Annotated in this window: 19 protein-coding genes; 11 read left to right on the top strand and 8 right to left on the bottom strand. The window is 70.9% G+C overall.

Annotation, left to right across the window (positions count from 1 at the left end; all coding sequences use genetic code 11):
- Positions 1-20 precede the first annotated feature (20 nt).
- Both HALOF300_RS25505 and HALOF300_RS25510 read left to right on the top strand, forming a co-directional pair.
- Complete coding sequence (locus tag HALOF300_RS25505; protein WP_156743697.1) at positions 21-3314, top strand: tubulin-like doman-containing protein; 3294 nt, start codon at positions 21-23, stop codon at positions 3312-3314.
- Positions 3314-6226 carry a hypothetical protein gene (locus HALOF300_RS25510; protein WP_156743698.1) on the top strand — a complete coding sequence of 971 codons (2913 nt, stop codon included), beginning with the start codon at positions 3314-3316 and terminating at the stop codon, positions 6224-6226. The genes HALOF300_RS25505 and HALOF300_RS25510 overlap by 1 nt, the downstream gene beginning before the upstream one ends.
- Positions 6227-6239: 13 nt before the next feature.
- Here the strand turns inward: HALOF300_RS25510 and HALOF300_RS25515 are convergent, their stop codons facing one another.
- The 5 genes from HALOF300_RS25515 to HALOF300_RS25535 form a co-directional block, all read right to left on the bottom strand.
- Positions 6240-7193 carry an aminoglycoside phosphotransferase/kinase family protein gene (locus tag HALOF300_RS25515; RefSeq protein ID WP_156743699.1) on the bottom strand — a complete coding sequence of 318 codons (954 nt, stop codon included), beginning with the start codon at positions 7191-7193 and terminating at the stop codon, positions 6240-6242.
- A 9-nt stretch (positions 7194-7202) separates the two neighbouring features.
- Positions 7203-7739, bottom strand: coding sequence for a helix-hairpin-helix domain-containing protein (locus tag HALOF300_RS27480; RefSeq protein WP_156743700.1), 537 nt, complete (start codon positions 7737-7739; stop codon positions 7203-7205).
- The gene (locus HALOF300_RS25525; protein ID WP_156743701.1) at positions 7736-8116 is read right to left on the bottom strand and encodes a hypothetical protein; all 381 of its coding nucleotides are present in this window, start codon (positions 8114-8116) and stop codon (positions 7736-7738) included. Before HALOF300_RS25525 ends, HALOF300_RS27480 begins: the two co-directional genes overlap by 4 nt.
- A 108-nt stretch (positions 8117-8224) precedes the next feature.
- Positions 8225-9775, bottom strand: a complete 1551-nt coding sequence (locus HALOF300_RS25530; RefSeq protein ID WP_231955776.1) for an amidohydrolase family protein — start codon at positions 9773-9775, stop codon at positions 8225-8227.
- Positions 9772-11085: a cytosine permease gene (locus tag HALOF300_RS25535; RefSeq protein ID WP_156743702.1), complete on the bottom strand. Its 1314-nt coding sequence runs from the start codon at positions 11083-11085 to the stop codon at positions 9772-9774. Before HALOF300_RS25535 ends, HALOF300_RS25530 begins: the two co-directional genes overlap by 4 nt.
- A 175-nt stretch (positions 11086-11260) precedes the next feature.
- On the opposite strand from HALOF300_RS25535, the gene HALOF300_RS25540 reads away from it, so the two are divergent.
- Both HALOF300_RS25540 and HALOF300_RS25545 read left to right on the top strand, forming a co-directional pair.
- The gene (locus tag HALOF300_RS25540; protein ID WP_197522844.1) at positions 11261-12373 is read left to right on the top strand and encodes a helix-turn-helix domain-containing protein; all 1113 of its coding nucleotides are present in this window, start codon (positions 11261-11263) and stop codon (positions 12371-12373) included.
- A gap of 8 nt (positions 12374-12381) precedes the next feature.
- Positions 12382-12702: an ASCH domain-containing protein gene (locus HALOF300_RS25545; protein ID WP_156743704.1), complete on the top strand. Its 321-nt coding sequence runs from the start codon at positions 12382-12384 to the stop codon at positions 12700-12702.
- A gap of 34 nt (positions 12703-12736) precedes the next feature.
- On the opposite strand, the gene HALOF300_RS25550 is transcribed toward HALOF300_RS25545, so the two are convergent.
- A complete protein-coding gene (locus HALOF300_RS25550) occupies positions 12737-13903 on the bottom strand; it encodes a MalY/PatB family protein (RefSeq protein ID WP_156743705.1) in 1167 nt (388 codons plus the stop codon).
- Position 13904: 1 nt separating this feature from the next.
- A complete protein-coding gene (locus HALOF300_RS25555) occupies positions 13905-14771 on the bottom strand; it encodes a helix-turn-helix transcriptional regulator (protein ID WP_156743706.1) in 867 nt (288 codons plus the stop codon).
- Between the two features lie 219 nt (positions 14772-14990).
- On the opposite strand from HALOF300_RS25555, the gene HALOF300_RS25560 reads away from it, so the two are divergent.
- The 7 genes from HALOF300_RS25560 to HALOF300_RS25590 are packed head-to-tail and all read left to right on the top strand — an operon-like array spanning position 14991 to position 23290.
- Positions 14991-16670 (top strand): ABC transporter substrate-binding protein, encoded by a 1680-nt coding sequence (locus tag HALOF300_RS25560; protein WP_156743707.1) that lies wholly within the window; start codon positions 14991-14993, stop codon positions 16668-16670.
- Between the two features lie 34 nt (positions 16671-16704).
- Entirely contained in the window at positions 16705-17640 is a 936-nt protein-coding gene (locus HALOF300_RS25565; RefSeq protein ID WP_156743708.1) for an ABC transporter permease, read from the top strand.
- 12 nt (positions 17641-17652) lie between these two features.
- On the top strand, positions 17653-18963 hold the full coding sequence (locus HALOF300_RS25570) for a metal-dependent hydrolase family protein (protein ID WP_156743709.1): 1311 nt from the start codon (positions 17653-17655) through the stop codon (positions 18961-18963).
- Complete coding sequence (locus HALOF300_RS25575; protein ID WP_156743710.1) at positions 18963-19835, top strand: ABC transporter permease; 873 nt, start codon at positions 18963-18965, stop codon at positions 19833-19835. The genes HALOF300_RS25570 and HALOF300_RS25575 overlap by 1 nt, the downstream gene beginning before the upstream one ends.
- A 7-nt stretch (positions 19836-19842) precedes the next feature.
- Positions 19843-20874 (top strand): ABC transporter ATP-binding protein, encoded by a 1032-nt coding sequence (locus HALOF300_RS25580; RefSeq protein WP_156743711.1) that lies wholly within the window; start codon positions 19843-19845, stop codon positions 20872-20874.
- The gene (locus HALOF300_RS25585; protein WP_156743712.1) at positions 20871-21905 is read left to right on the top strand and encodes an ABC transporter ATP-binding protein; all 1035 of its coding nucleotides are present in this window, start codon (positions 20871-20873) and stop codon (positions 21903-21905) included. The genes HALOF300_RS25580 and HALOF300_RS25585 overlap by 4 nt, the downstream gene beginning before the upstream one ends.
- Positions 21905-23290 (top strand): MFS transporter, encoded by a 1386-nt coding sequence (locus HALOF300_RS25590; RefSeq protein ID WP_156743713.1) that lies wholly within the window; start codon positions 21905-21907, stop codon positions 23288-23290. Before HALOF300_RS25585 ends, HALOF300_RS25590 begins: the two co-directional genes overlap by 1 nt.
- Positions 23291-23323: 33 nt before the next feature.
- Here HALOF300_RS25590 and HALOF300_RS25595 read toward each other — a convergent pair whose 3' ends face one another.
- The gene (locus HALOF300_RS25595) at positions 23324-25744 is read right to left on the bottom strand and encodes a DUF4127 family protein (protein WP_156743714.1); all 2421 of its coding nucleotides are present in this window, start codon (positions 25742-25744) and stop codon (positions 23324-23326) included.
- Positions 25745-25746 lie beyond the last annotated feature (2 nt).

Raw genomic sequence — 25746 nt, forward strand, 5'->3', positions numbered from 1 at the left:
ACTCTCACCGAGGAACTCACATGCTTCGTCCCTTTCTGCTCGTCGGCGTCGGCGGCTCAGGTGGCAAGACCCTGCGCGTCATCCGTGAGGACCTCAGCCGGCGGTTGTTTCAGGCCGGCTGGACCGAGGGCATCCCCAGCGCCTGGCAGTTCCTGCACATCGACGTCCCGACCACGGCGGACGGGAACGAGCGTGACCTCCCGGAGCAGCTGCCGGAGCGGTCCTACCAGGGCCTGGTCGGCTCGGGCATCGACTACCGGACCCTGGACGACTCGCTGATCCAGTCCGCGGGCACCCACGCCCGAGACGCGCTCGGAGGTTGGCGGCCGGATCCGGACAAGGTCCACGTGCCCGCCAGCAAGGGCGCCGGGCAGTATCGCGCGCTCGGGCGCACCATCGCGCTGTCCCAGCTCAAGCGCATCGCGACGGCGGTCCGGGAGGCCCGCCGTCAGCTCACCGGGGCGGAGGTCACCAGCGAGCTGCAGCGACTCAGCGAGGCGCTCGGTTCACCCTCGCGCACGGTCGCGGACGACCCGCAGGTCATCGTCATCGCCTCGATCGCAGGTGGCAGTGGCTCCGGTGCCGTCCTGGACGTGTGCGACGTGATCCGCTCGCTCGGTGACAAGTGGGCGAACGAGTCCGTGGGCATCCTGTACTGCCCGGACGTGTTCGACGACCTCGACGAGGGCCTGCGCCGCGGCGTGCGGCCGAACTCGCTCGGCGCGTTGGCCGAGCTGATGAGTGGCTACTGGAGCGTCGAAGGACCCAGCGAGAGCACGAGCGAGATGTTCCAGGCCGCCGGGATCTCCACCGGGTCGAGCCGGCGGCTCGGGCCACGGTTCCCGTTCCTGGTCGGTGCCCGGAACGAGCACGTCACGTACAAGACCCAGAACGACGTGTACCGGGCGATGGGCCGGTCGATCGCGTCCTGGGTGGCCAGTTCCAGCCTGCAGGACCGGCTCTCCGCCTACACGCAGGCCCAGTGGGCCTCCACGGCCCAGGCCGTCACCGATCACCTGCGGCTGCACCCGGGCGGCACCGAGACGCCGTTCACGGCCCTCGGGTCGGCCCGGGTGGGCCTGGGACGCGACCGGTTCCGGGACTACGCCTCCGAGCATCTGGCACGCTCCGTCGTCGAACTCGTGCTCAACCGGCACGAGGTGCTGCGCAGCCGCGAGGACGAGCGGCCCCCGCGGCAACTGATCCAGGAGCAGGCCACGAACGCGTTCGGCGCGTTCCTCGCCGAGTCCGGGCTCGACGAACGCGGGGAGGAGCGCAACGACATCATCGAGGCGCTGCAGCGCGGCGATGACGTCAAGGCCGCCGGCAACCAGCTCACCGCCGAGGTCATGGACGTGCTCCGGGTCGCCGCCGGGGGCAAGGGCTTCGCGACCGACGACGTACGGATCCGGATCCGGCAGGCGGTGGTGGACCGGCGCGGGCAGTTCGCGGCGCAGATGCGCGGCGTGCGCACCCAGCGCTCCCGCGAATGGGTCGACGCCATCCAGGTCCGCGTCGTCGACGTCACCGCGGACGCCGTGGCCAAGCACGGGGGACCGGTGGCCGCGGCGATGCTGAAGCGGCTCGTCGCCGAGCTGGAGGAGGTCGGACGCGAGCTGCGCAGCGAGGCCGACCACCGGCGCCGGTGGGCGGCAGACCTGGACTCGGAGATCAGCCGGGTTCTCGGGTCGAACCGCAACGTGACCGAGCAGGAGGTCGAATCGGCGGTGGACCGCGCCGTGCAGACCCTGGAGTGGGAACAGGAGGCCGAGGTCCGCGAGATGGCGGTGGGGCTCGTGGCAGACCTCTCGAAGGGTCTGCTCCAGCCGCTCACCGAGGCCGTCGACCACGGCGTGGAGTCGCTGGGCACCGACGTGGCGAGCGGCTTGGACGGTCGCGGGTCGGTGGTCTCCACCTGGCCCTCCGGGGACGTGATCCCGTCGCGGCTCAAGCCGGGGCCGAACGAGTTCCTCCTCGAGGACGTCGAGACGTTCCCCACGACGCTACGTGCGCTGATCACCCGGACCGTCGGTCTGGAGTTCGAGCGCGAGGCGCGGGGCGTGGCCGAGCGGCAGATCCTCACCGGGCGCAAGGAGGGCGCCCGGCAGAGCCTGCTCCGGCTGACGCAGCGGTGGGTCCCGTCGGACGCCCAGTTCCAGCGCGGCTCGTCCGCGGCACCGGCCCGGGCGGCAGTGTCCATGGCGGTCTCTGCCGAGGACGTCCTCCGCCGGGCTACCGGATGGATCCGGGAGCCGGGGACCCCGATCGGTGGCTACATGCAGGAAGGGCTGCGGTCCTACCTGTCCGAGGGCGCTGTCTCACCCAAGGAGCACGCGGACCGGCTGGCGCGCTTCGAGGGGCAGTTCGTCGCTGCCCTGAACGCCGGGTCACCGCTGGTCCGGGTCAACACCGCCGTCCTCACCCGGGTGCACAACCGGGAGATCCAGTACTCGCGGCAGTTCAGTGAGATCCCACTGCCCGAGAAGTCCCCCGCACGGCAACGGCTCATCAACGTCCTCGAGGCGCGTAAACAGTTCGGACCCGCGGTCGAGCAGGCGTTCTCGGACACCGAGGCCGCCTTCATCGACATCTTCACCGTGCTGGCCGAGCCCTACGAGCCCGTGGTCTTCGACAGCCTGATGCGCCCGATCGCCAGCGACTGGGGAAGCAAGAAGGCCACGTTCGCCGACCGCGAGGAGTTCTGGCGATGGCGTCGGGCGCGTCCGCTCGGCGAGGCCGTGCCGATGCACCCGATCACGCTCGCGGCGATGGTGCGCGGCTACTTCGTGGCTGCCCTGCTCAAGCAGGTGCAACCGTCCCCGGTGCGGTTGTACGTGCCGGCCGGCTCCATGGGGGCGGCAGGTTGGTTGTCCTTCGAGGAACCGCTGTTGGTCGGTGACGGGCGCGGCGCCGAGGCGCTGCCGCAGATCCTCGAGTCGCTCTCGCTGACGCTGCTGCGGGTGAACGACGAGGAGTCCCTGGCGCCGATGCGCCCGTACTTCCGGCTCCTCGATCTCGGCGAGGGTGCGACGAACGATCTCCCGGCAGACCTGCGGGACTGGATCCAGGAGGGCCGCCGCGGTCAGGACGCGGAGGTCGATGCGTCGACGCCGGAGGAGCGCCGTGCCGCGGCCAAGGCGGACGTGGAGCGGATCGCGAAGGGTTTCAGCCGCCACTTCGACGAACTCGAGCAGGCGAACGAACTGCTCGGCTATCCGGGGTCGTTCGACCTGCGGCACCTGATCAGGTCGGCGCTGCGTGACCTGTACCGGGCGATCGACTCCTTCGTGGACGACGAACGCGAGTTCCTCTGATGGAGAGCGCCTCGGTCATCATCGCCGGCGGCCGGCCCGCGCAGGACGTCCGTTCCCTCGTCGCCGTCTGGACGAAGCAAGGGATCACGGGTGCGTCGCTGTGGGTGGACCCCGCCGATGTGATCGAGGCGCCGCCGGAACCGGTGCACGTGACGGCGGTGCTCGTCGATCGCGACGGTGAGCACCGGGTCGATCTGTTCGCCCACCTCGGCCGGTTCCGGCTCGACCTGGTGCGGGTTGCCGTCGCGCAGTTCGCGGTGACCGAGGATGCGGTCTCGGCCGAGGTGACGGACCTCGGCCAGGAGGTCGGCGCCACCATCGAGCGGGCGCTCCCGCGGGACCCCTCCGGGCGCATCATGACCCGGCTGCACCGCACGGTCGTGGTGATCCCGGCCTCCGGCGTGACCGGCCTTCCCAGCGAGATCCTCGCACCCAGGTGGGAGGCGAACGTGGTGATCTCGCCCGAGGACCGGCCCGATCTGGACCGGATGTCCATCTACGTCCGAGCCTCGGAGAACTACGCGGGCCACGCCGCCGCGGCGGTGTCGGTGGCCGCCGGCATCCTGCGCGGGATTCCCGGCGGGGCGTTCGACAAGGTCACCACGGACTCGTCGTCGAACCCGGACGACGTCGTGGTGGCGAGGCTCTCGATCCGCTCGGTCGTGGGGGAGGGCGTCGTGGACGTCCTGGCCCGCAAGGCGCTCGAGCCCGTGACTCTCGGCCCCGACGGACCCGGACGCGTGGTCACCTGGGCGGCGCCGGCGAGCGAACCCGACCTCATCGCGCGTCGTGCGGCGCAGTCGGTGCTGGCCGCGCCGGAGTGGGCGGCGCAGCCGCCACCCCAGGGCGATGCCCCCGAGCGCACCAGGGAGGGGTTCCGCAGCGCGGTCGGCCGCGCCGCCCGGTTCAACCTGCGCACCGTCGGTGCGGTTGCCGCGTGGACGGCGAACAGCAGCCGGACCAGCCTCGAAAGGTCGGCCACCGAGCATCTGGTCGGCCGCGGATCCGGGGTGCTGGTCACGGTCGGACCTCGGGCCGTCGACAACGCCGAGGCCGTCGCGCGGGACGCCATCGATTCCGCTCGACGGACGATGGACGACGAGATCGCCTACGAGGCGACCCGTGGCACCCCGCCTCCCGCCAGCACGTGGGTCACCTTGCGGAACCTCGCGTTCGGCCTGGCGGACGGTGGCCCGATCCCCGGCATGGAGTCCCCGACACAGACCGGCGTGCGCGAGGTCCTTCGGCCCGGTGACGTCGTGCCCGCGCCCGGCGCTGCGTTCCGCACCCGGGACGGGGCACTGATAGGCGCCCTGGACGTCCATGACCTGCGAGCCCACCGGCTCGACCTGGCCAGGGAACGGCAGGCCCGGGAGGCCGAGCTGATCCGACTGCAGGAGGTCCGGGCGATCCGGGCCGCCGAGCGAGCCCACGCCCCGGCGGCGCCAACCGGGCGGCCCGGCGCTGCGCCGTCGCCAGCACAGCCCGGCCCGACGCCGTCGCCCGATCAGGCTCCCGAGGCGTCGGCCGAGCACGAGGACGCCCGACTGGCCGAGGCACTCGCCGGCGCCGAGAGGGCCGTCCGCGAGACCCGCGTCGTCGAGGCGGACTTCGCCCGCTGGCGCGCTCAGAACGACCGCAGTGTGATGTCACGGGTCGGCGAGGACGTCGCCAGGCGCCTCGACGAGCTCGAGGTGAGCCGCCAGCGGTTCCTCGACCGGCGCGATGACGTGACGGCGCCGGCGACCGAGGCACTCGACCGGGCCAAGCGTCGACTGCTGCGGCAGTGGCGGTGGACCCTCGTGATCGCCGCGCTGGTCGTCGCCGGCACCTGGATCTGGGCAACGCAGGTCGACGAGGCGCCCGACTGGTCCGCCTACGCGTGGATCACCGTCGGGGTCGTGGTGCTGACGCTCGTGGTGCTGGTCGGCTTCAACCACGCGTTCTACAAGGCATTCCGGCACTACGAGTGGGAGGTCGCGAACGTGCTGGCCAGGCAGCGACGGGACGCCGCCCTGTTCCTGTGGGAGGGCAAGCAGCTCGCCCGGCTGCGTCTGCTCTTCGCCGGATGGCACGCCTGGGCCACGGTCATCAGCGAGGTGGTCCACCGCCCGTGGGAACCCACCGAAGCCGTGTACGAGGACCTCACCGATGACGTGATCGAGCGGTTCCCGGCGGCGATGGCGGTGGCGCGCCAGGAGGAGGAGCAGGTCGACATCAGCACCCGCCTGCTCGTCGCTGCCTACCGCGCGGTCTACACCGAGGGGTGGGCCCAGCAGGCGTTCGCGGAAGCCTACGAGCGCTTCGCGGAGAGTGTCCCGGGCAGCCAGCAGCAGGGTCACCTCGACGTGGACACGGACGTCTCCGGGAGCGACCTGGGTGCGCGCGGGCAACTGATGGAGTTCTGGGGATCGGGGGAGGCCCGCGCGTTCCTCGGTGAGGAGCGGACCAAGCGCCTGCGGCAGCTCAGCAATGACGGCGAGCTCGACCTCCCGCACCGCAGAGTGGGCCGGGTCGGGAAGTACTCCGATGACGTCTGGCAGGAGGAGCCGGCGTTCTTCCTGCCCACGACGATCAGCGAGACGACGTTCGCCCACGAGATGTTCACCTCGCCGGCCCGGGCGGCCAACCAGCACTACGTGCAGACCGCCCGCCTCTGGCTCCCGCAGGTCGCCTACCCCGCGGCCGAACGGGCGTCGCTCAACGACAAGGACGGCCCGACCGTTCGGCTCGAGCCCGCCGACGCGGACACCGCACTGCGCGTCGACCTCTCGCCACGACTGCTGCGGCGCGAGGTCGCGCTCTTCACGGCGAAGGAGCCGCAGGGTCGTCGCGCGGCCGTGGACCGGTCCGACCGGCCACCGGGCCTGCACGCCGTCGACGGCGCCACGGCGGACCGCGAGTTCCTGTGAGAGCGACCGGCGCCTACGGGTCGCCGGCGAACTGGAGCCAGTCCGGTCGGGTCAGTTCCTCGAGCAGGCCGGCGAGCGCCACGCGGTCGGACTCGGTGCCGGTGTGCGGACCGCGCAGCCACGCCGAGAAGGCGGCGATCTCGTCCAGGCGCCAGCGCAGGTCGAACATCTCAAGCAGCTCCGGATCGGCGACCACGTCGCCCGGGATCTGCCCGGCCGTGCGGGCCAGGTCGGTCAGGTCGCGCTCGCGCGGGGCTACCCGCAGGGACTCCCAGTCCACCCAGCGGCGGCCCTGCGCCGTGACGATCTGGTTGTGCAGACCCGGTTCGCCGTGGGTGGCGACCCAGCCCGCCCGCGTTCCGAGCGCAACTGTGACGCGCGTGTCGTAGCGCGCGATCCACACCGGGATCTCAGGCAGGTGCGCCCGCACCTGCGCGCGGGCCTCAGCGCCCAGTGGCCCGCCGGACCACTCCTGCTCGCTCGTCACAGCGAGGCCCTCGAGGTCGGCCCGATCGGGGAGTGCGTGGTCCCAGACTCCGATGCCCGACGGCGGCTGCTCGCTGTGCAGCGCGGCGAGCGCGGTCATGGTCTGCTCCGCGGCGAGCCCGGTCAGTGCACCCGTGGGGCGGTCACCCTCGAGCCACTCGGTGACGCTCAGCGCGTAGCCACCGAGGTGCCGCGTGAGGGCCCCGGCAGTGGTCGGGACCGTAGGCACCACGAACGCGAGGCCCCGGTCGAACAGTTCGCGGGCCGCACCGTAGGTCGCTTCGAGCTGGTCCTGTCGCCCCGGTCTCCAGAGGCGGTCGGCGGTGACGAACCAGCGCCGACCGCCGGCCTCGGTGGCCCGCCAGTGCCAGGCGCCGAAGCCCCAGGGCAGGTGTTCCGCCGAGATTGCCGGAAGCCCCCAGGCGTCGCGCAGGAGCGTGACGACGTCCGCGTCGCCCAGATCGGGTGGGGCTTCACGCATGGCGTGCCATCAGCCGAGCGTGAGCCCACGACGCTGCAGCTCGTCGGCGAGGATCCGTAGCGCCCTCGGGCCGACGCCGTGCAGTGCCAGGAGTTCGGTCTCGGAGAACTCGGCGACCTGCACGAGGGTGGTGATTCCGGCGCCGGCGAGCGCGCGCGTGGCCGGGGCGCCGATCGCGGTCGGTAGATCTCCGCCGGCGCCGGGCGCGGCCGCATCGGCGGCCGCCACCGAGGCCGCGAGCCGTTTCGGGGCACGGGCGAACCAGGCGCGCCGGACGAGATGGTTCAGTGCCATGCCGTTGATGTCGGCCAGGGGGATCCGCAAGCCGATCGGGCGTCCGCCGCGCAGGATCTGCTCGCCGGCGGGCAGGTCCGCCAGGGCGGCGTCGAGGTCCGGCTCGGCGAGGTTCAGCTGGACGGCGCGGTCCTTCGTGACGGATGCGAACCCGGTGCCCCGGACCGTGAACGCGACCATCCCGAAGTGCGCGGTCTCCTCGACCTCGGGCAGCGCGAGCGCGGCCTTGCGGAGCTGGGCGAGGGTCGTCATCGCCCCATACTGCCGGACGCGGTCGCCAGCGCAGCCCGTCGCTTGAGCAGCACGTCGATCGCGAGCAGGGTCACGCCGGTGCCGAGCAGGATGACAGTGGCACCGACCGCGGTGCTGACGAGGATCCCCGCGAGCGAGAACAGCACGGTCGTGGCCAGCGACAGCAACACCGAGTCGTCCCCGAACAGCCACCGCATCGTGTAGTAGATCCCGAACGCGATCGCGCCGATCACGCCGAGAGCGAGGGCACGCTCGTCGGACGAGCCCTGGACGATGACGTAGCCGTCCACGACGATCTCCAGGCCGAGGGCGAGGATGAACAGCAGCGCCCAGGCACGCCTGGCGCCGCGGGGCCTGGGGGACCGCACCGGGTTCATGGTCCGAGCATGGCCGACCGGTCGCGGAAGCGTCCGGTGAACGCGCCGCATCGACTCGGCCGATCGGGTCGCGTCGGCGGTCCCGGCCGGGACCGATGCCCGGCACCGTCAGCGCGCCGGTTGCAGGCCGCGGTCATCGGGCACGCGGCCGCGCACCGGTGCCGACCAGCGGTTCAGCCCCACATCCGCATGCGCGCACATCTCGTAGGCCTGCGTGAACGCCGGCAGGAACGTGCCGGCCAGGGCGTCCGTGCGGTTCTGCCACGCCCTGACCGAGGGCAGCATCGCGTTGAACTCCGCGAGGATCGCGTCCTCGTCCATGGTCATCAGCCGGCCGTGGTCCACGGTCACTCGGCCCGCGACCATCACGTACTCCAGCGACGACCCGTTCTCGGAGTAGACGAGCTGGTGATCCAGTCGCTGGCGCGGGGTGAAGTTCAGTGTCGCGAGGTCCCACACCAGGAGGTCCGCCTGCTTGCCGACCTCGACCGAGCCGGTCACGCCGTCGAGCACCGCCGTGCGTGCGCCGCCGATGGTGGCGGCCCTGAGCACCTCGTCCACGGTTGGCCAGCGTCGGTGGTCCGGCTCGGTGACCTTGTGCAGCAGGGCTGCCACCTTCATCACCTCGTGCAACCGCGGCGTGTCCGAGCTGGACCACCCGTCCGTGCCGAGGCCGAGCGTCACGCCGGCGTCGAGGTAGGCGCGCCAGGGCGCGATCCCGGAGCCCAGCTTCAGATTGGAGATCGCGTTGTGGGAGACGCTGACCCCGGCGTCGGCGACCACCTCGATGTCGGCCTCGGTGAGCCAGATGCCGTGCGCGAACGTCGTGTTCCGAGACAGCGCACCGAGCTCCGCGAGGTACTGGACGAGGGTCCTGCCGTAGAACTGCTCGCCGGTGACGGCCTGCGTCTTCGTCTCGAGCACGTGGATGTGGCACTCCGCGTCGTACTCGCGGGCGAGCGCGGTGGCCCCGACGAGCAGGTCCTCGGTGCAACGCTGCGGCCCGGATGGCGCGAGCATGTACCGCAGGCGGCCGTCGGCGGATGCGTGGAAGCGGCCGAACGCCTGCCGCGAGTAGTCGAGGTACTCGGCACCGGTCCACAGGCTCTGGCCGCGGACCTGGGCCACCAGGTCCCGGGGCAGCAGATCGGCGACGTAGGGGATCGTGTCCACGAAGGGGCGGTTGATCACGTGCCCGGACACGTTCGCCCGCACCCCGATGTCGGCGTAGGCGGAGAACACCGCGGCGAGCTGGTCGAGATCCTGCGACGGGGTCTCGAGGACGTCGTCGACGAGGGTGGTCACCCCCGACTTCATCGACTCCAGGGCGAAGACCAGGGAGCGCAGACGCACCAGTTCCGCCGGCAAGGGGTCCGCGCCGAGGATCGGGTAGGTGAACAGCATCCACAGTTCGAGCGGCAGGTTGTCGTAGCGGCCCTTGTACAGTGTCTCCCAGGAGTGCGTGTGGGCGTTGACGAAGCCCGGCGTGACGAGCCGGTCGGTGCCCGCGATCACCTCCTCGCCGGGCTCCGGCACCAGACCCGTCCCGACGGCGGTGATCACGCCCCGGTCATCGATGCGAATGCTGCGGGTGACCGGTTCCGAGCCGGTCACGGGGTCCATGGTGATCACCTGGGCGTCGCGGATGAAGGTGCTCACGGGCGGGCCTCCAGCGCGGCGAGCCTGCGGCCCAGGTACGCGTTCTCGAGCGCGGAGGCCACCGGGGCGGCCACGATCGCCACGATGATGCCCTGCACGGCCGGGCTGCCGAGACCGCCGAGCGTGCCGACTAGCGCGGCGGCGACGCCGGCCAGGTACGCGGCCACCCCGCTGATCCGTACGAGGGGGACGTCCTCGACGTCGGTGCCCGGGTCGTGGCCTCTCCAGACGAGGAAGAACGTTCCGATGATCGCGCCGCCGAGCGGCGGGATGACCACCCCGAGGATGACGAGGAACGAGGTGATCTGGTCCGCGATGCCGGTCAGTGCCAGCGCGATCGAGATGATCACGCCACCCACGATGAACGGCCGCTTGTTGGCCCTGCCGAACAGCTCGGAGCCGGCCACGCCGAATGCGTAGGCGCCGTTGTCGTTCGTCGTCCAGATGTTCGTGACCAGCAGGAACAGGGCGCCACCGGCGATGCCCATGCCGAGCAACAGCGTGACGAAGTCGGACTCGCCGAACGCCGCGCTCCCGACGCCGCCGAAGAACAGCATCGCGAACTGCACGATCAGGACCGCACCGAACGTGAGGCCGAAGACGGCGACGGCGCCCTTGGCGAACCGGGTCCAGTTCCCGATCTGGGTGCCGCCGGAGATGAATGTGCCGATCATCATCGTGATCGCGGCACCCGCACCCAGGTCACCGGCGCCCTCGACGGCCAGCAGGTTTCCCCATCCGTCGGTCTCGCGCACGGAGAGCACCAGCATCCACACGCACAGCGCGGACATCAGCGGCACCGCGACCCAGGACAGCAGTTCGATGCCCTTGAAGCCGAAGTACGCCGTCGACGCCATGAGGATCCCGCCGAGGATCACCACGAGCCAGCCGGCGCGGAAGCCGGTGGCGCTGGTGACCAGGTTCGCGAGGATCCCCAGTGACACGCCGTACCAGCCGAGCTGGGTGGCGCCGAGGATGAACGAACCCCACTTGCCCCCGATCCGGCCGAGCACGAGCCGGGAGACCAGCGCCGTCGTCAGGCCGGTGCGTTCGCTGACGACCCCCATCAGGGCGATGTACAGGCCGAGGATGGCCGTCGCCGCAGCCGCGAGGCCGATGAACGTCCGGAAGTCGAACGCTTCGGCGACCAACCCGCCGGTGACCATCGTGGGGGTGTAGAAGAAGAAGCCGGCGATCACGATGGCGAGGGCCAGGCGGCCCTGCCGGGCACCGAGCGGAACCCTGGTGAGTGGGTAGTCGGGATCGACCGGGCGCGGGTCCTCGGTCGTCCGGCTGGAGACGGTGGTCATGGTGGTGTCCTTCGATGCGGGGACAGGAGCGGGGCCCAACCTAGGAAGCCGTCGTGCCGATTCTGAAGGGCACAGCCGCCATCCTGGAGCGCCCCACACCCGCGCCACGGCGAGACTGTGCAATCCTCCAGAACGGTGTTACGACGCGGAAACAACGGCCGCCTATCGTCGAAACATGACGGAGGAGGTGCTGTTCGAGCCGGGCCTGGCATTGCGGGACCTGCTCACCTGGCCGGGCTTCGACGTCAAACTCCTCGGTGGCGCCGACGGTCTCGACCGCGACGTGCGTTGGGCGCAGGCCACCGACCTGCTCGACCCCGGGCCGTACCTGCGCGGTGAGGAGTTCGTGCTCACCACCGGCGCCGTGCTCTTGGACGACGCCGCCTGCCGAACCTTCGTCGACAACCTGGTCGCCGCGAACGCCGTCGGGCTCGGTTACGGCGTCGGCGTGGTGACCGACGAGGTCCCGACGGCGTTGGTCGCCGCCGCGTCCGCCGCGGGGCTTCCGATCGTGTCCGTGCCACCGACCACACCGTTCCTCACCTTCACCGAGCGGCTCGCCGAGGTTCGGGCGCAGGCGCGTTCGCAAGCGGAGCAGCGCACGGCACTGGGCACCCTGCTGGACTACGTACGCCGCGGCCTCGCCGATCCGACGATCGTGCTGGAGTACCTGCCCGAGCTGAGCCGGGTCGGTACACGCGTCGGTGCGATCGCCATCGACCCCGCGACCCACCTCGAGGACCGGCTGATCGGCGGGCGAATCGTGGCGAGCCTGCTCGGACGCACCGTGCTGGTGGCCACCGCCGAGGTGGTCGCGACGTTCGCGCGCACGGCCGGTCCCGACGAGGTCTACGGGATCGGCGGGCCCGGCGCGGTCCGGCAACTGCCGCGGATCCTGAGCGAGTGCCTTTCCGCCCACATCGTGGCGCTCCGTCGGGGGAGCCCGGCCGGACCGAAGGACCTGGCTACCCTTGACGCCCTGGTGCAGCGGCTCTCCGCCGACCAGGTCGGACCGTTCCATGACCACATCTACCGGCCACTGCTGGAGAGCGACCGACTGCACGGCACCGATCTGCTGCACACGCTCGACGTGTTCCTCGCGCAGGACGGCGCGCTGGCCGCGTCCGCGAAGCAGCTGTTCCTGCATCCGAACTCACTGCGCAACCGCCTGGCCCGGATCACCGAGATCACGGGCACGAACCCGCTCACCGTCTCCGGGCGGCTGGCGATCACGATCGCGCTGAGCACCCGCCCTGACCCGCTGCGCGCCGACTCCCCGAACCACTGAGGACCACCATGCAGACCATCGGCTTCCACCCCGACTACCTCGAGCCGGTGCGCGCCGGTACGAAGGTGACCACCGTGCGGTACCGCGAGGACATGGTCGTCGGCCCGGCCGAACTGGTCTTCGACACCCAGCCGACGATCGCGCTGACCGGCGAGGTCACTGGGGTGCGCCGGACCCGCCTCGACGAGCTGACCGACGCCGACGCCCGTGCCGATGGGTTCGCCGATCGCGACGCCCTGATCGAACGGCTCCGCACGGTGCACTACCCGGACCTGCCCGACGACGCGGACGTCACGGTGGTGTACTTCCGGGCCGACGGGCCAGCGTAGTTCGACTTGGCCCCGCGCTGCCCGAACGGAACTGTCACCGCCCCGTCAGCGCCGCGCCCATCTGCTCCAGCGACTGCACCATGATCGGCCGTGGCGTCGCGAAGTTGTAGCGCACGAACCCCGTGCCGGCGTCCCCACACCGGCTGCCGTCCACGAGGGCGATGTCCGCGCGTTCGGCGAAGAACTCACCGGGCTCGGGGCCGAGGTCGAGCTCGCGGCAGTCGAACCAGGCGAGGTAGGTGCCCTCGGGTCGGGTGAGGTGTGCGCCGGGCAGGTGCTCGGCGACGAGGTCTGCGAGAACGTTCCGGTTGCCCTCGAGGTAGTGCAGCACGTCCGCCAGCCACTGTCCGCCCGCCGTGTAGGCCGCGGTGTTCGCGATCACGCCGAGGTTCGCGGCGCCGTGCTCCGGCATCATGCCGACCTCGCTCCACTTCGCCAGGTCGGCGTCGTTGGACAGGATCAGCTGGGCGCACTTCATCCCGGGCAGGTTCCAGGCCTTGGACGCCGATGCCGCTGTCACCGTGTGCGCCGCCGCCGCCTGACTGATCGAGGCGTAGGGCACGTGGGTGTGCTCGGAGAAGACGAGGGGAGCGTGGATCTCATCGGAGAACACCCGCCCACCGTGACGCTCCACGACCTCGGCGATCGCCAGCATCTCGGCGCGCTCCAGGACCCGGCCGACCGGGTTGTGCGGGTTGCACAGGATCAGCAGGTTCCCACCGGCGCGGTAGGCGGCGTCGAGGCCGTCGAGGTCGTAGACGTACCGGCCGTTCTGGACCAGCATCGGCACCTGGATGACCTCGCGCCCCATCGCGGGCGGAACCGTCAGGAACGGCATGTACGCGGGCGTCGGCAGGATCACCGGGGTGCCGGGCGCGCAGAAGTGTTCGATGGTGGCCTGGAGCCCGGCGATCACGTCCGGCAGCGGCCGCACGTTCTCGGCCGGAACGTCCCAGCCGTAGACCGTGCGCGACCACGCGGCGTACGCACGCGACATCTGGTCCCCCAGGTCCTTCGGCAGGTATCCGAACACGCCGAGGTCGACGGCGGCGTGTATCGCCTGGGTGATCGCCGGCGCCGTGCCGAAGTCCATCTCGGCGACGAACGCCCCGATCTTGTCCGGGAACATCGACCACTTCACCCCACCGATCTCGCGCAAGCGCTCGATCCGGACGTCGTCGAACTCCATGGTCTGCGTCATGTCAGCCCTTTCGTTTGGTGGTGCCCTGTTTGGACGGCGGACCGTCCTTGTCTTCGTCCTCGATCTCGTTCAGGTAGTTGTAGATCGTGAATCGCGTGACCATGAGGGTGGCCGCGATCATCTCGACGGCGTCCCGGAGCAGGAACATGCCGCGGGCCTTCAGAGCGCGCACCACGGCGATCTTGTGCTCCTTCTTCATGAGTTCGACCGGGATGCCCTGCTCGGTCACCGCCTGGTGCACGAGATGGGACGCCAGCTCGTCCACGTCCCGGGCGAACACCTCCGACGGCGTGTCCTCGGGGACGGGCACCTGCGGGGGCTGCGGGACCGACACGGGAGATTCCGCCGCGGGCACCACCCCGCCCACCATCGCGGCGGCAATCCGCTCCACCGAGTGCCACATGGACAGGTCCGAGTTGATGCAGAGCGCCGCCACGGGCAGGTTCGCGGCGTCTCGGATGATCATCGTGGTGGAGCGCAACTGCCGCCCGTCCGGCAGCTTCGAGGCGTAGCCCATCATGTGATCGAGCTCCCCCGTGGTCGCTCGTTCCAGCAGCAGGTCCGTGGCCGGATCGCCAACCTGCCGCCCGGTCACGTCACCATGTACGGCCACGATGGAGTTCGGCAGCAGGGCCAGGTCGTGCAGCACCACCTCGGCCGAGATCGGCAGCGCCCGGCCCAACGGCTCCACGAGGCCCTTGAACAGGGCGATCAGCCAGTCCCGGTCGCAGGGGGGAAGCTCGTCCGTTGCCTGCTCCCGAGCCGGGCGGGTTGCGCGCGTCTTCGCGGGCAGCGCGGTCACCTTCGTGGCCCGTGCACGTCCTGGCGTGGCGCTGCGTGCCGCCGGCTGCGGCTTCTTCTCGGTCATGTCGATTCCCCTTTGTCCGCCGATGTGGTGCCTCCAGTCTCGGCGCTCTGGCGCCAACCGTGTACCTCACTCGCCCGAATGTCAACAGCGTGTTAAAGCCTGCAACAAACCCTTGCGGACTTCAACGGGTGTTTGTAGTCTCCAACACACAGTCAGGGTTCGACGACGAGCCCTCCCTAGGAACACCCCGTTCGTCCGTGACCCAACCAGGGAGTTCAGATGACTACCAAGCGATCGCACTACTGGCGCAGCGCGGCCATGCTGGCGGCCGGCTCGATGATCCTCGGAGCCTGCGGCTCCGCCGAGAGCGACGACTCGGGCGGGACCGGTGGCTCCGGGGACCCCGGATCCGAGGCCACCGAAGCAGGCGAGGCCGTCGCCGGGGGATCCGCGGTCTTCGCGGTCGACTCGCCGTTCATCGGCTTCGACCCGAACGTGACCCCGGCGGCCCAGGACGCCCGTGTGCTGCGGCAGGTGTTCGACTCGCTGCTCTTCCTCGACGAGGAGGGCACGTTGCAGCCCTGGCTGGCCAGCGAGTGGACCGTCAGCGACGACGGTCTCGAGTACACCTTCACGGTCCGCGACGACGTGACGTTCACGGATGGCACGGCCTTCGACGCGACCGCCGTCTGCTACAACCTCGACCGCATCAAGGATCCCGCCACCGCCTCGATCTACGCCATCGGGCTGATCGGGCCGTACGATTCCTGCGCCGCCACCGACCCGACCACTGCCGTCGTGACGATGGCGACGCCGTACGCGCCGTTCCTGAACAACCTCACCTCGCCGTTCATGGGCATCAACTCCCCGACGGCGGCCGCCGCGGCCGAGCCCGCGGACTACACCCTCGCTCCCGTGGGCAGTGGGCCGTTCGCGATCACCAGCTTCACTCCCAACGACCGCGTCGAGCTCGTCCGCAACGACGACTACGACTGGGCACCGGGTAACGCGACCCACACGGGTGCTGCCTACCTCGAGAACCTGACGTTCCAGATCATCCCGGACCCCACCGTGCGGATCGGATCGGTGCGCAACGGCACCGTCAACGTCGGCAGCAACGTCCCTGAGACGGACGTGGCCGCGATCGAGGGTGACCCGAACCTCGCGCTCCTGTCCCAGCAACAGTCCGGGGCGCCGTACCAGCTGCACTTCAACGCCTCCCGGGCCCCGTTCGACGAGATGGCCGTCCGCGAGGCGGCTCGTGCGGCGATGGACATCGATGCCGCCGTCGACGCCCTCTATCTCGGCGTGTTCGACCGGGCCTGGGGTCCGCTCGCGCCGACGACGCTCGCCTACGACCCGGCCGTGGAGGGCTCCTTCGCCTTCGACGCCGACGAGGCGGGCCGGCTGCTGGACGAGGCCGGGTGGGTCCTGGGCTCGGACGGCGTCCGCACCCGGGACGGTGAGCGACTGAGCATCACCTACCTGGAGGGCAGCCCGAACCGGGAGAAGCGCCAGGACGTGGCCACGTTCCTTGCCGCGAACCTCGAGGCGGTCGGCTTCGAGGTCGAGACGCAGTTCCAGCAGGTCGCGCCGCTGCAGGCCCAGAGCCAGGCGGGCGACTACGACATCATGGGCCTTTCCCTGGTGGCGGTGGACCCGAACGTGCTCTACCAGATGTACGACCCGCGGTTCATCCCGAGCCCGGGTCGGTCCGGGTTCAACCTGAGCCACACCGACGACGACACCCTGACCGGTCTCGTCAACGCCGGACAACAGGAACTGGACCCCGACGCCCGTGCGGCGATCTACGTGGACGCCCAGGCCGACGTCATCGACCAGGTCCGATCGGTCGCCATCTACGTGCCGACGTACACCCTCGCCGTCAACGGACTCCAGGGCATCCGCTTCGACGCGGAGGGATACCCGATCCTCTACGACGCATCGCTGACCCAGTGACCCAGGGCCAACCACCGACACCAAGGGAGGATTCATGGGCTTCGTCATCGCCAGACGCGTCCTGGCCGGCATCCCCACGTTGCTCGGCGTCACCGTCATCCTGTTCATCACGTTGCGGCTGCTGCCGGGAGACCCGATCTCGGCGATCCTGGCCGGGTCCCCGGCCACCCCGGAGGTGGTCGAGGCGCTGCGCGAGCAGTTCGGGCTGGACCGGTCGATCCCCGCTCAGTACTGGGAGTTCCTGACCAACGCGCTCACCCTGAACCTGGGCACCTCCTACAGCACGCGCCAGCCGGTCTCGGAGATGATCGGCCAACAGGTGGACCAGACCCTGATCCTGGCCTTCGCCGCAGCCACGGTCTCCGCCGTCACCGGGATCGTGCTCGGCTCCCTCTCGGCGATCAGGCGCAACGGCATCGTCGACGGCTTCGTCCGGGTGACCAGCCTGATCAACACCTCGATGCCGTCCTTCTGGGTGGGCCTGCTGCTGATCATGTTCTTCTCGTTCACCCTCGGCTGGTTCCCGGCCACCGGGTCGGGCAGCCTGAGCACCCTGGTGCTCCCGGCGATCACGCTCGGCCTGTCCGCCGCCGGCACGGTGACCAGGCTGGTCCGCAACAGCGTGATCGAGGTGCTCGGCGAGAACTTCGTGACGGCGCTGCACGCCAAGGGCCTGAGGTCCCACCTGATCGTGATGAAGCACGTGCTGCGCAACGCCGTGATCCCCACCGTCACCGTGGTCGGCCTGCAGCTCGGAGGGCTGGTGGCCGGCTCGGTGATCGTGGAGACGGTGTTCACGCGTCAGGGCATCGGGCAGATGCTCGTGCAGGCGATCGGCGGGCAGGACTACCCGGTGGTGCAGGGCGTGGTGCTGGTCATCGCGGTCATCTACATCGCGGTGAACATCGCCGTCGACATCTCGTACTCGTTCATCGACCCCCGCGTTCGTACCGCGCTGGGTAAGGGCTGAAGGGATCGCACCATGTTCGTACTCATCGCGGATCGAGTTCTGGCCGGACCGGACCTGGAGGTCATCAACGGTGGCGCCGTGATCATCGCGGAGGACCGGATCGTCTGGGTGGGGCGGGAGGCCGACCTGTCGGCCGACCAGTACCCACCGGACGCCGACGTCCGATGGCTCGGCGATGTCACGCTCATGCCGGGACTCATCGACGCGCACGTGCACCTCGCGTTCGACGGCTCGCCGCACCCGGTGGCCCGGATGATGGCCGAGTCCGACGAACAGCAGGTGGCGCTCATGCTGCGCAGCGCGAGGGAACTGCTCAGCGTGGGCGTCACCACCGCGCGGGACCTGGGCGCGCGGGGCTATACCGATGTGGTGGTCCGGGACGCCATCGCGAACGGCACTGCTCGCGGACCGCGCCTGCTCACCGCCGGTGGCGCCATCACCACCACGGGTGGGCACTGCTGGTTCATGGGCGCCGAGGCGGATGGGATCGACGAGGTCCGCAAGATGGTGCGACGTCACCACAAGGCCGGCGTGGACGTCATCAAGCTCATGTCCACCGGTGGCAACATGACACCGGGGTCGGCGCCGTGGCACGCGCAGTTCACCACCGACGAACTGCGGGCAGCCGTCGACGAGGCCCACCGGCTCGGCAAGCGGGTCGCCGCACACGCGCACGGCACCGAGGGGATCCGGCGGGCGCTCGATGCCGGCGTGGACACCATGGAGCACTGCTCGTTCCAGACCGAGGACGGCATGGGTGGCGCCGACCCGGAACTCGCCGACCGGATCGCGGCGTCGGACATCTACGTGTCGCCGACCTGCAACTTCCGGATGCGCGAGTTCCGGGTCCTGATGAAGGGTCGTGACTTCGCGCTCGGCGAGCTGTACCGGCGCGGTGCGAAGATCATCGCCAGCACCGACGCCGGGATCGACAACACCCCGCATCACGGGTTCGTCGGCGGACTGGTGGCGATGTCCGAGTTCGACATCCCCATCGCGCAGGTCCTGCTCTCGGCCACGTCCCGATCCGCGCACGCCCTCGGCCTCGCGGACCGGACGGGACAGTTGGCCGCCGGCTATGAGGCGGATCTGATCGCCGTCGCGGGGGATCCGCGCACGGATCTGCGGGCACTGGACGAGCTCCGCCTGGTCCTCGCCCGCGGGCAGGAGTTCACCCCCGACGCCCTGCCGGCGATCGAGCCGCTGCCCGAGGACTTCCTCCCGATGTCCATGCGCAGCATGCTCGAGCACGACCACGGCGGGACCTCGTCCGATCGGGACGCCGCTGCCGCCATGGCCGAGCCCGCGGCGCTGGTGCGCTGATGGCGGCCGTCGATGCCGCGGCGTTCACCGAGGTCAAGGGCCTGCGGCGGCAACTGCGCCGTACCGGCGTCTCGGTGAACTCGGCGTTGCTGTACGCCTCGCTGGCCTGGATGGCCGTGGTGGTCCTCGCCGCGCTCATCCCGGGTGTGCTCGCCACCGACGACCCCACCGTCCTGGACCCCGCGCGGGCACTGCAGCCGCCAGGAGCGGGGACGCCGCTCGGGACCGAGCAGTACGGCCGCTCGGTCGCCACCCTCCTGGTGCACGGCGCCCGCAGCGCCATGATCATCGGCCTGTGCGCCACCGCGTTCGGGATGATGGTCGGCAGTGTCCTCGGCCTGATCGCGGGATACGTCGGCGGCTGGGTGGACATGGTCATCGGCCGGTTCATCGACATGCTGATGTGCTTCCCCGGAGTGCTGCTGGCGCTGATCATCGCCGCCGCGCTCGGCTCCACGACCACGAACCTGATCCTCGCCGTCGGGATCGCCACCGTGCCAGGCTTCGCCAGGGTGATGCGCGGTCAGGTACTGACAGTGCGCGGGCACCTGTACGTGGAGGCGGCCCGCTCGAACGGGTTCAGCCCGACCCGCACCGTGTTCCGGCACATCCTGCCGAACGCACTAGCGCCGTCCGTGGTGATGGCGACCGTCTCCATCGGGGTCGCGATCGTGGTGGCCGCCTCACTGAGCTTCCTCGGCCTCGGTCCCCGCACCGAGGTGCCTGACTGGGGTCAGCTGCTCTCCCTCGGGCAGCCCTACCTGGCGAACTCCTGGTGGATCTCCACCTTCCCGGGTATCACCCTGACCCTGACCGTCATCGCCGTCAGCCTCCTCGGCGACTGGTTGCGCGACCGTCTCGACGTCGAGTAGGAGAACCATGACCACCACCACCGCACGAACGATGCTCGCCCTGACCGGCCTCCGGGTCGACGTGGACCGCCACGGCACCGCCATCCCGCTGGTCCGGGACGCGACCCTGCAGGTGCGGGCCGGTGAGATCGTCTGCCTCGTCGGCGAGTCCGGCAGTGGCAAGTCCGTCACCGCAAGGACCATCATGGGCCTGACCCAGTTGAACCCGCGGATGAGCGTGGGCGGCAGCGCCGTCTTCGACGGCGACGAACTGTTCGACCTCGGCGCGGAGCGGATGCGAAGGCTCCGTGGGCGTGAGCTCGCGATGGTGTTCCAGGAACCGCTGAGTTCCCTCGACCCGGTCTGGAACATCGACTCCCAGCTGCGGGAAGGGCTGCGCCGGCGCGAGCGGGTGTCCCAGAAGGCGGAGACCGCGCGCCTGCTCGAGGCGTTGGCCGAGGTCGGCATCCACGACGGTGCCCGGGTGTTGCGCAGCTACCCGCACCAGCTTTCCGGTGGCATGTGCCAGCGCGTGATGATCGCGATGGCGCTGCTCGCCCGCCCGAAGCTGCTCATCGCGGACGAGCCGACCACGGCCCTGGACGTCACGATCCAGGCGCAGATCCTCGAGCTGATCGACAAGCTGCGCCGGGACGAGGACATGTCCGTTCTCCTGGTCACCCACGACATGGGCGTCGCCGCGGACCTCGCCGACCGGGTGGTGGTGATGTACGCCGGCCGCGTCGTGGAGGATGCCTCGCCCCGGGACGCGTTCGCGCGCTCCGCACACCCGTACACGAAGGGTCTGCTCGCGTGCATCCCACCGATGATCGGTACGCGGCCCGGACAGTTGCCGGCCATTCCGGGCACGGTCCCGGACCCGTCGAACCTGCCGAGCGGCTGTTCGTACCATCCTCGGTGCCCACGGGCCTCCGAGCGGTGCACGGTCGAGGACCCGCCACTGGCGATGGTGGCCGGTACGGCTGTCGCGTGCTGGCGCCCGGGCGAGGTGGTGATCGGCGAGGACGAGCTGGTCACGGTGAGAGGACAGGCATCATGAGCGTCACGCAGACCCGCACGAGCGACCAGGAGGACGTCGGCGTCGCCGACCCGATCCTCACCCTCGACCACGTCTCCAAGCATTACGAGGTCCGCAGCAGTTCGAACCCCTTCGTGCGACCGGACCTCCTGCGCGCCGTCGACGACGTCTCGCTCACCATCGGCCGCGGCGAGACGTTCGGGCTGGTGGGGGAGTCCGGGTCCGGGAAGTCGACCCTCGGCCGGGTCGCGGTGCGGCTCAGCACACCGACGTCCGGCAGGGTCGAGTTCGACGGCCTCGACATCTCCCACCTGGGCGGGACGAACCTGCGGCGGGTCCGGCGGCACATGCAGGTGGTGTTCCAGGACCCGCTCGGCTCCCTGAACCCGCGGATGGACGTCGGGGACATCATCGGTGAGCCGCTGCGGGTCTTCGACAAGGTGCGCGGGTCCGAGCTCGACGACCGGGTGGCCGACCTGATGCGCGCCGTCGGGCTGGACCCGTCCCGGGCCGGCGCACGTCCGCGCGCCCTCTCCGGCGGACAGCGCCAGCGCGTCGGGATCGCCCGGGCGATCTCGCTCAACCCCAAGCTGATCCTTGCGGACGAGGCGGTCTCCGCGCTCGACGTGTCGGTGCAGGCCCAGATCAGCAACCTGCTCGTGGACCTGCGCGAGCGCCTCGGCCTGACGTACCTGTTCATCGCCCATGGACTGCCGATCGTGCGCCAGGTCTGCCAACGTGTCGGCGTGATGTACTTGGGCAGAATGATGGAGTACGGCACGATCGATGACGTGTTCGAGAACCCGCAGCACCCCTACACCCGCGCACTGATGGCGGCCTCCCCGATCCCGGACCCCACCGTCCGGCGCGAGCGGATCGTGCTGCACGGTGAACCGCCGAGCCCGTTGGACCTGCCGAGCGGCTGTCGGTTCCGGACCCGGTGCCCGATGGCACAGGATGTGTGCGCCGACGTGGCCCCGCCGCTGGTGCAGCTCGGCAACGGTCATGCCGCCGAGTGCCACTTCGCCGGTCAGCTCGAGGCGGCCGCCTGATGGCGCGGATCGATGGGCGGAGCATCGGGGTCCTGATCGTCTCCAACCTGCTCGGTGGCGTGGGCGTGGCCTCTGGGGTGGCCGTCGGCGGGCTGCTCGCGGAGCGGCTCGGCGGCACGTCGGTAGCGGGGCTGGCCCAGGCCGCGAGCGTGCTCGGTGCCGCCGTCGCCGCGGTGCCGCTCGCGGCGATGGCCACGAGGCGCGGCCGGCGCTGGGCCCTCTCGCTCGGCTACGCGTTCGCCGTCGTCGGGGCGCTGCTGATCATCGCCTCCGCCGTGCTCTCCCAGCTGATCATCATGCTGGTGGGCCTCGGCCTGTTCGGTGTGGCGCAGGCCGTGAACCTGCAGTCCCGATACGCCGCCGCGGACAACGCCCCGCTCGCGAGCCGGGCCCGGACGATGTCGATCGTGATCTGGGCGACCACGGTCGGATCCGTGGCGGGCCCCAATCTGACGGCCGTGGGGGACCGGCTCGGGCTCTCGCTCGGGCTGCCCGGGCTCGTCGGCGCCTACCTGTTCTCGGTGGTCTCGTTCGCGTCCGCTGCGACGGTGCTCGCGCTCTTCTTCCGGCCGGTGGCGGCCCCGGCCGCGCCGGGCCAGACAGCGGCTCCCGCCGCGCCGGGCCCGACGGCGGCCGTCGGCTCCGCGGTGACGGCTCGCCCGGTCGGGGCGATCGCCGCGCTGCGCTGGGCCGGACGCCACCCGGTCGCGCGGTTCGCGGTGGTGCTGACCGCGTGCGCGCACTCGGTGATGGTGATGGTGATGGTGATGACCCCGCTGCACATGCAGCACCACGGCATGTCCCTGGAGCTCGTCGGGATCGTGATCAGCCTGCACGTGCTGGGCATGTACGCGCTCAGTCCGGTGTTCGGGTGGCTGGCCGACCGGTGGGGCGCCGTGCACACCGCCATCGGCGGCATGGTCATCCTCGTCGTGGCAGTGGCACTCGGGTTCCTTGCTGCCGCGCTGGCCGCCGGTGGCTCCGAGCACGCAGAGCACGGCGGGGACGGCGGCGGCAGCACCCTCACCGCTGTCGCGCTGACCATTCTCGGGATCGGCTGGTCCGCCTGCATCATCTCGGCGTCGTCGTTGTTGGCCGGCGTCTCCTCCGACGAGGTGCGGATCCCGCTCCAGGGCGCCACCGACGCCGGGATGAACTACGCCGGCGCCCTCGCCGCCGCCCTCGCCGGACCGATCCTCGCGTTCGGGGACTTCCGGGGCGTGAACGTCGCCGCGGTGATCATCCTGGTTCCGGCCTTCGCACTGGTGCTGCCGGCGCTGCGCCGGCACGTTGCCGGCGACGCCCCCGACCCAGGCGCGGACGAGGCACCGCCGTCGGGTAGTGCGAGTGCCCCGCTCGCCGACAGCGCCCGCCCGCGACCCTGACCGGCGAGGGCTGGTCGTGGCCCTCCCGCTACCTCATTCGCAGGCGCCGACGGCGCGGCAGGTCGCTTCGAGCTCGTACAGGCGCACCTGTCCGTCCCGGCTGCCGGTGACCTCGAGGCGCAGGGCCGTGGCCACGACGGTCTCGAAGTCGTGCACGGGAGTGACGTCCGTGTTGGCCGTGGCGGACGCGACCTCGACCCAGGTGCCGTCCACCAAGGCCGAGATCGTGTAGTCGGACAGCAGGTACCCGGCGTACTGGTACAGGCTGACCGTGTCGACCGGCTCCGGACCGGCGAACGTCACCTCGAGCCACTGCGGCAGGCCGGCCGGCGAGATCCAGCGGCTCGCGGTACTCGCGGTGTTGCCGTCGATCGCTCGGTCCGCGGCGTACTGGTTCCACTGCCCGGAGGCCTGCGCGCTCGCGCCCGAGGAGGCGAGGGCGACATTGCGCCAGGCGGCGCCGACGGCCGTGGTCGCCGAGGCGGCCGAGGAGTTACGCGGGGTGAGGAGCACCTCGACCACGGCGGACGAGTCCGGGGCGAGCTCCGCCGTCGTCACCGGCACCGGTACCTCGAGGACCTGGAACGGCTGCAGCACCACCCGGGTCGGCCCGGGCACGGTCCAGCCGTCCGGTGCGCTCACGCTGACCGTGGCGAACACCTGGCGCACGGTGTCGTTGCGCAGCACCGCGGTCAGCTCGAGCGGGACACCAGCACCCGGCAGCACCGAGACGTGTGCCGGCAGCAGGGCCAGGTTGACCGGCTGGACCGGTGGGGCGTCGGTCAGCGCCACCTCGGGGAACACGTCGAGCTCCTGGTAGCGGGGCCAGCCGAGCCGCAGCTCCAGCGACGTCAGCTCGGACACGGTCACGGTGTGCTCCCGGCGACCGTCGCTGCCGATCCGGATCGGCACGCCGGCGAACTCCTCGGCGAAGAACGCCTGGGCCAGGGGGTCTGTGCGCTCCACGGCGAGCGTGTTCGCCTCGTCGAAGACCACTGTCATGTACTGCGGGTCGTCCCCGTGGCTCACCGCGTACTGGCGCACCGAGTCCCGCACGTTGTTGCGGTACAGGCCGGTGTGGATCTGCTCCTCGAGCAACAGGCGCAGGTGGGCGTTCGCGGCGTCGGTGAGCACCTGCTGCCGCTGGCGCGGCACGAGGGCGTCCCGTGGACCGGCACCGGCGGCGAGGGTTCCGCCGGCCTGCAGCAGGGCGGCCCGGACCACGGACTGGGATAGGGCGATCCCCACGTTCCAGCCGGACCAGCCGCCGAGTTCGGCGACGTCGAGACGGGGGGTCAGCAACGAGTACAACTCGGGGTCGACGACCCCGGCGACCGCGTCGTCACCGACCGCGACGAGCCGTCCACGGGCCACCTCGGCGGCGATCCGGTCCACGAACGGGTCGAGGAAGCCCGGCCCGGAAGTGTTCGCCATCAGCAGGACGTCCGCGTCAGGGGCGTCGGTGCGGTGCGCCCCGAGCGTGGCGATGTACTCGTCCACGAGATCGCCGTACGGGATGTCCTGGTACGGGGCGGTCCACTCGGTGCCGGGCGTGCGGGACCACTCGACGGCCACGGACGGGTCCACGCCGAGGCGCTCGACCACGAGCTTCGCCGTGAGCAGTGCGCCGAGCACGTCCGCGCCGGGGTAGATCTTGACGCGGTCGCCGACGCCGAGCTCGGCGATCAGGGCGGCGAGCTGTTCCTTCTCCGCGCGGTGCGGACCGAACGCGCTCGCGTCGTCCTGCCCGAGGACCAGGAAGTCGATCGTGCCGGCCGCGGCAGCCTGGATCATCTCCCGGTTGATCTCGTGGTTTCGGGCCCGGGCGCACAGGTAGTCGGCCCGGATGTCTTCGGGGATCGACGCGGCCACCTCCTCGTACTCCGCGCGCAGCTCCTCCATGCCGAGGGTCTCGACCTGGTCCATCAGCTCGGCCCACCGGCGGACCGGGCCGGAGTACATGCCGGGATAGCCACTCGTGGGCTCGATCGTGAGCCGCTGGATCACGTCGAAGGCGTAGATCGCCTGGTCCGGGTCCTCGTCCTTGACCTCCTCGAGCACACCGAGCCGGTCCTGCGCCGTGGCGAGGTCCGTGGCGCAGGTCCGGGAGGCGACCAGCCCGCCGTAGGCGAGCATCGGCAGGGCGACCACGGAGGCGTCCGCCGAGCCGGCGTTCTCGCGCCACCACTGCCCGACGGCGTCCGGGTCCCCGTGGGTGAGGAACTCACCCAGGTCCTCGGTGGGCGGGGCGATCGCGGTGTGGCCACCCGCCGCGGCGATCTCCAGCGGGGTGACGGCGGGGAAGGGCCTGTCATCCAGCGGCACCAGGGCGATCTCGCCGAGGGAGACGGGCGCGCCCGCCGGTCCCGGTGGTGCCGCCTGCGCGGCGGGTGCCGCGACGAACGACGTGGCGACGAGGGCGGCGGCCCCGAGGAGAGCGGTGAGCGAGCGCATCT

The sequence above is a fragment of the Occultella aeris genome (assembly GCF_902703175.1).
GTDB classification, from domain to species: domain Bacteria; phylum Actinomycetota; class Actinomycetes; order Actinomycetales; family Beutenbergiaceae; genus Occultella; species Occultella aeris.

Bases quoted from the DNA above. Each gene is read 5' to 3' on its own strand.
- HALOF300_RS25505 (WP_156743697.1), top strand. From the start codon at position 21: ATGCTTCGTCCCTTTCTGCTCGTCGGCGTCGGCGGCTCAGGTGGCAAG.
- HALOF300_RS25510 (WP_156743698.1), top strand. From the start codon at position 3,314: ATGGAGAGCGCCTCGGTCATCATCGCCGGCGGCCGGCCCGCGCAGGAC.
- HALOF300_RS25515 (WP_156743699.1), bottom strand. From the start codon at position 7,193: ATGCGTGAAGCCCCACCCGATCTGGGCGACGCGGACGTCGTCACGCTC.
- HALOF300_RS27480 (WP_156743700.1), bottom strand. From the start codon at position 7,739: ATGACGACCCTCGCCCAGCTCCGCAAGGCCGCGCTCGCGCTGCCCGAG.
- HALOF300_RS25525 (WP_156743701.1), bottom strand. From the start codon at position 8,116: ATGAACCCGGTGCGGTCCCCCAGGCCCCGCGGCGCCAGGCGTGCCTGG.
- HALOF300_RS25535 (WP_156743702.1), bottom strand. From the start codon at position 11,085: ATGACCACCGTCTCCAGCCGGACGACCGAGGACCCGCGCCCGGTCGAT.
- HALOF300_RS25540 (WP_197522844.1), top strand. From the start codon at position 11,261: ATGACGGAGGAGGTGCTGTTCGAGCCGGGCCTGGCATTGCGGGACCTG.
- HALOF300_RS25545 (WP_156743704.1), top strand. From the start codon at position 12,382: ATGCAGACCATCGGCTTCCACCCCGACTACCTCGAGCCGGTGCGCGCC.
- HALOF300_RS25550 (WP_156743705.1), bottom strand. From the start codon at position 13,903: ATGACGCAGACCATGGAGTTCGACGACGTCCGGATCGAGCGCTTGCGC.
- HALOF300_RS25555 (WP_156743706.1), bottom strand. From the start codon at position 14,771: ATGACCGAGAAGAAGCCGCAGCCGGCGGCACGCAGCGCCACGCCAGGA.
- HALOF300_RS25560 (WP_156743707.1), top strand. From the start codon at position 14,991: ATGACTACCAAGCGATCGCACTACTGGCGCAGCGCGGCCATGCTGGCG.
- HALOF300_RS25565 (WP_156743708.1), top strand. From the start codon at position 16,705: ATGGGCTTCGTCATCGCCAGACGCGTCCTGGCCGGCATCCCCACGTTG.
- HALOF300_RS25570 (WP_156743709.1), top strand. From the start codon at position 17,653: ATGTTCGTACTCATCGCGGATCGAGTTCTGGCCGGACCGGACCTGGAG.
- HALOF300_RS25575 (WP_156743710.1), top strand. From the start codon at position 18,963: ATGGCGGCCGTCGATGCCGCGGCGTTCACCGAGGTCAAGGGCCTGCGG.
- HALOF300_RS25580 (WP_156743711.1), top strand. From the start codon at position 19,843: ATGACCACCACCACCGCACGAACGATGCTCGCCCTGACCGGCCTCCGG.
- HALOF300_RS25585 (WP_156743712.1), top strand. From the start codon at position 20,871: ATGAGCGTCACGCAGACCCGCACGAGCGACCAGGAGGACGTCGGCGTC.
- HALOF300_RS25590 (WP_156743713.1), top strand. From the start codon at position 21,905: ATGGCGCGGATCGATGGGCGGAGCATCGGGGTCCTGATCGTCTCCAAC.
- HALOF300_RS25595 (WP_156743714.1), bottom strand. From the start codon at position 25,744: ATGCGCTCGCTCACCGCTCTCCTCGGGGCCGCCGCCCTCGTCGCCACG.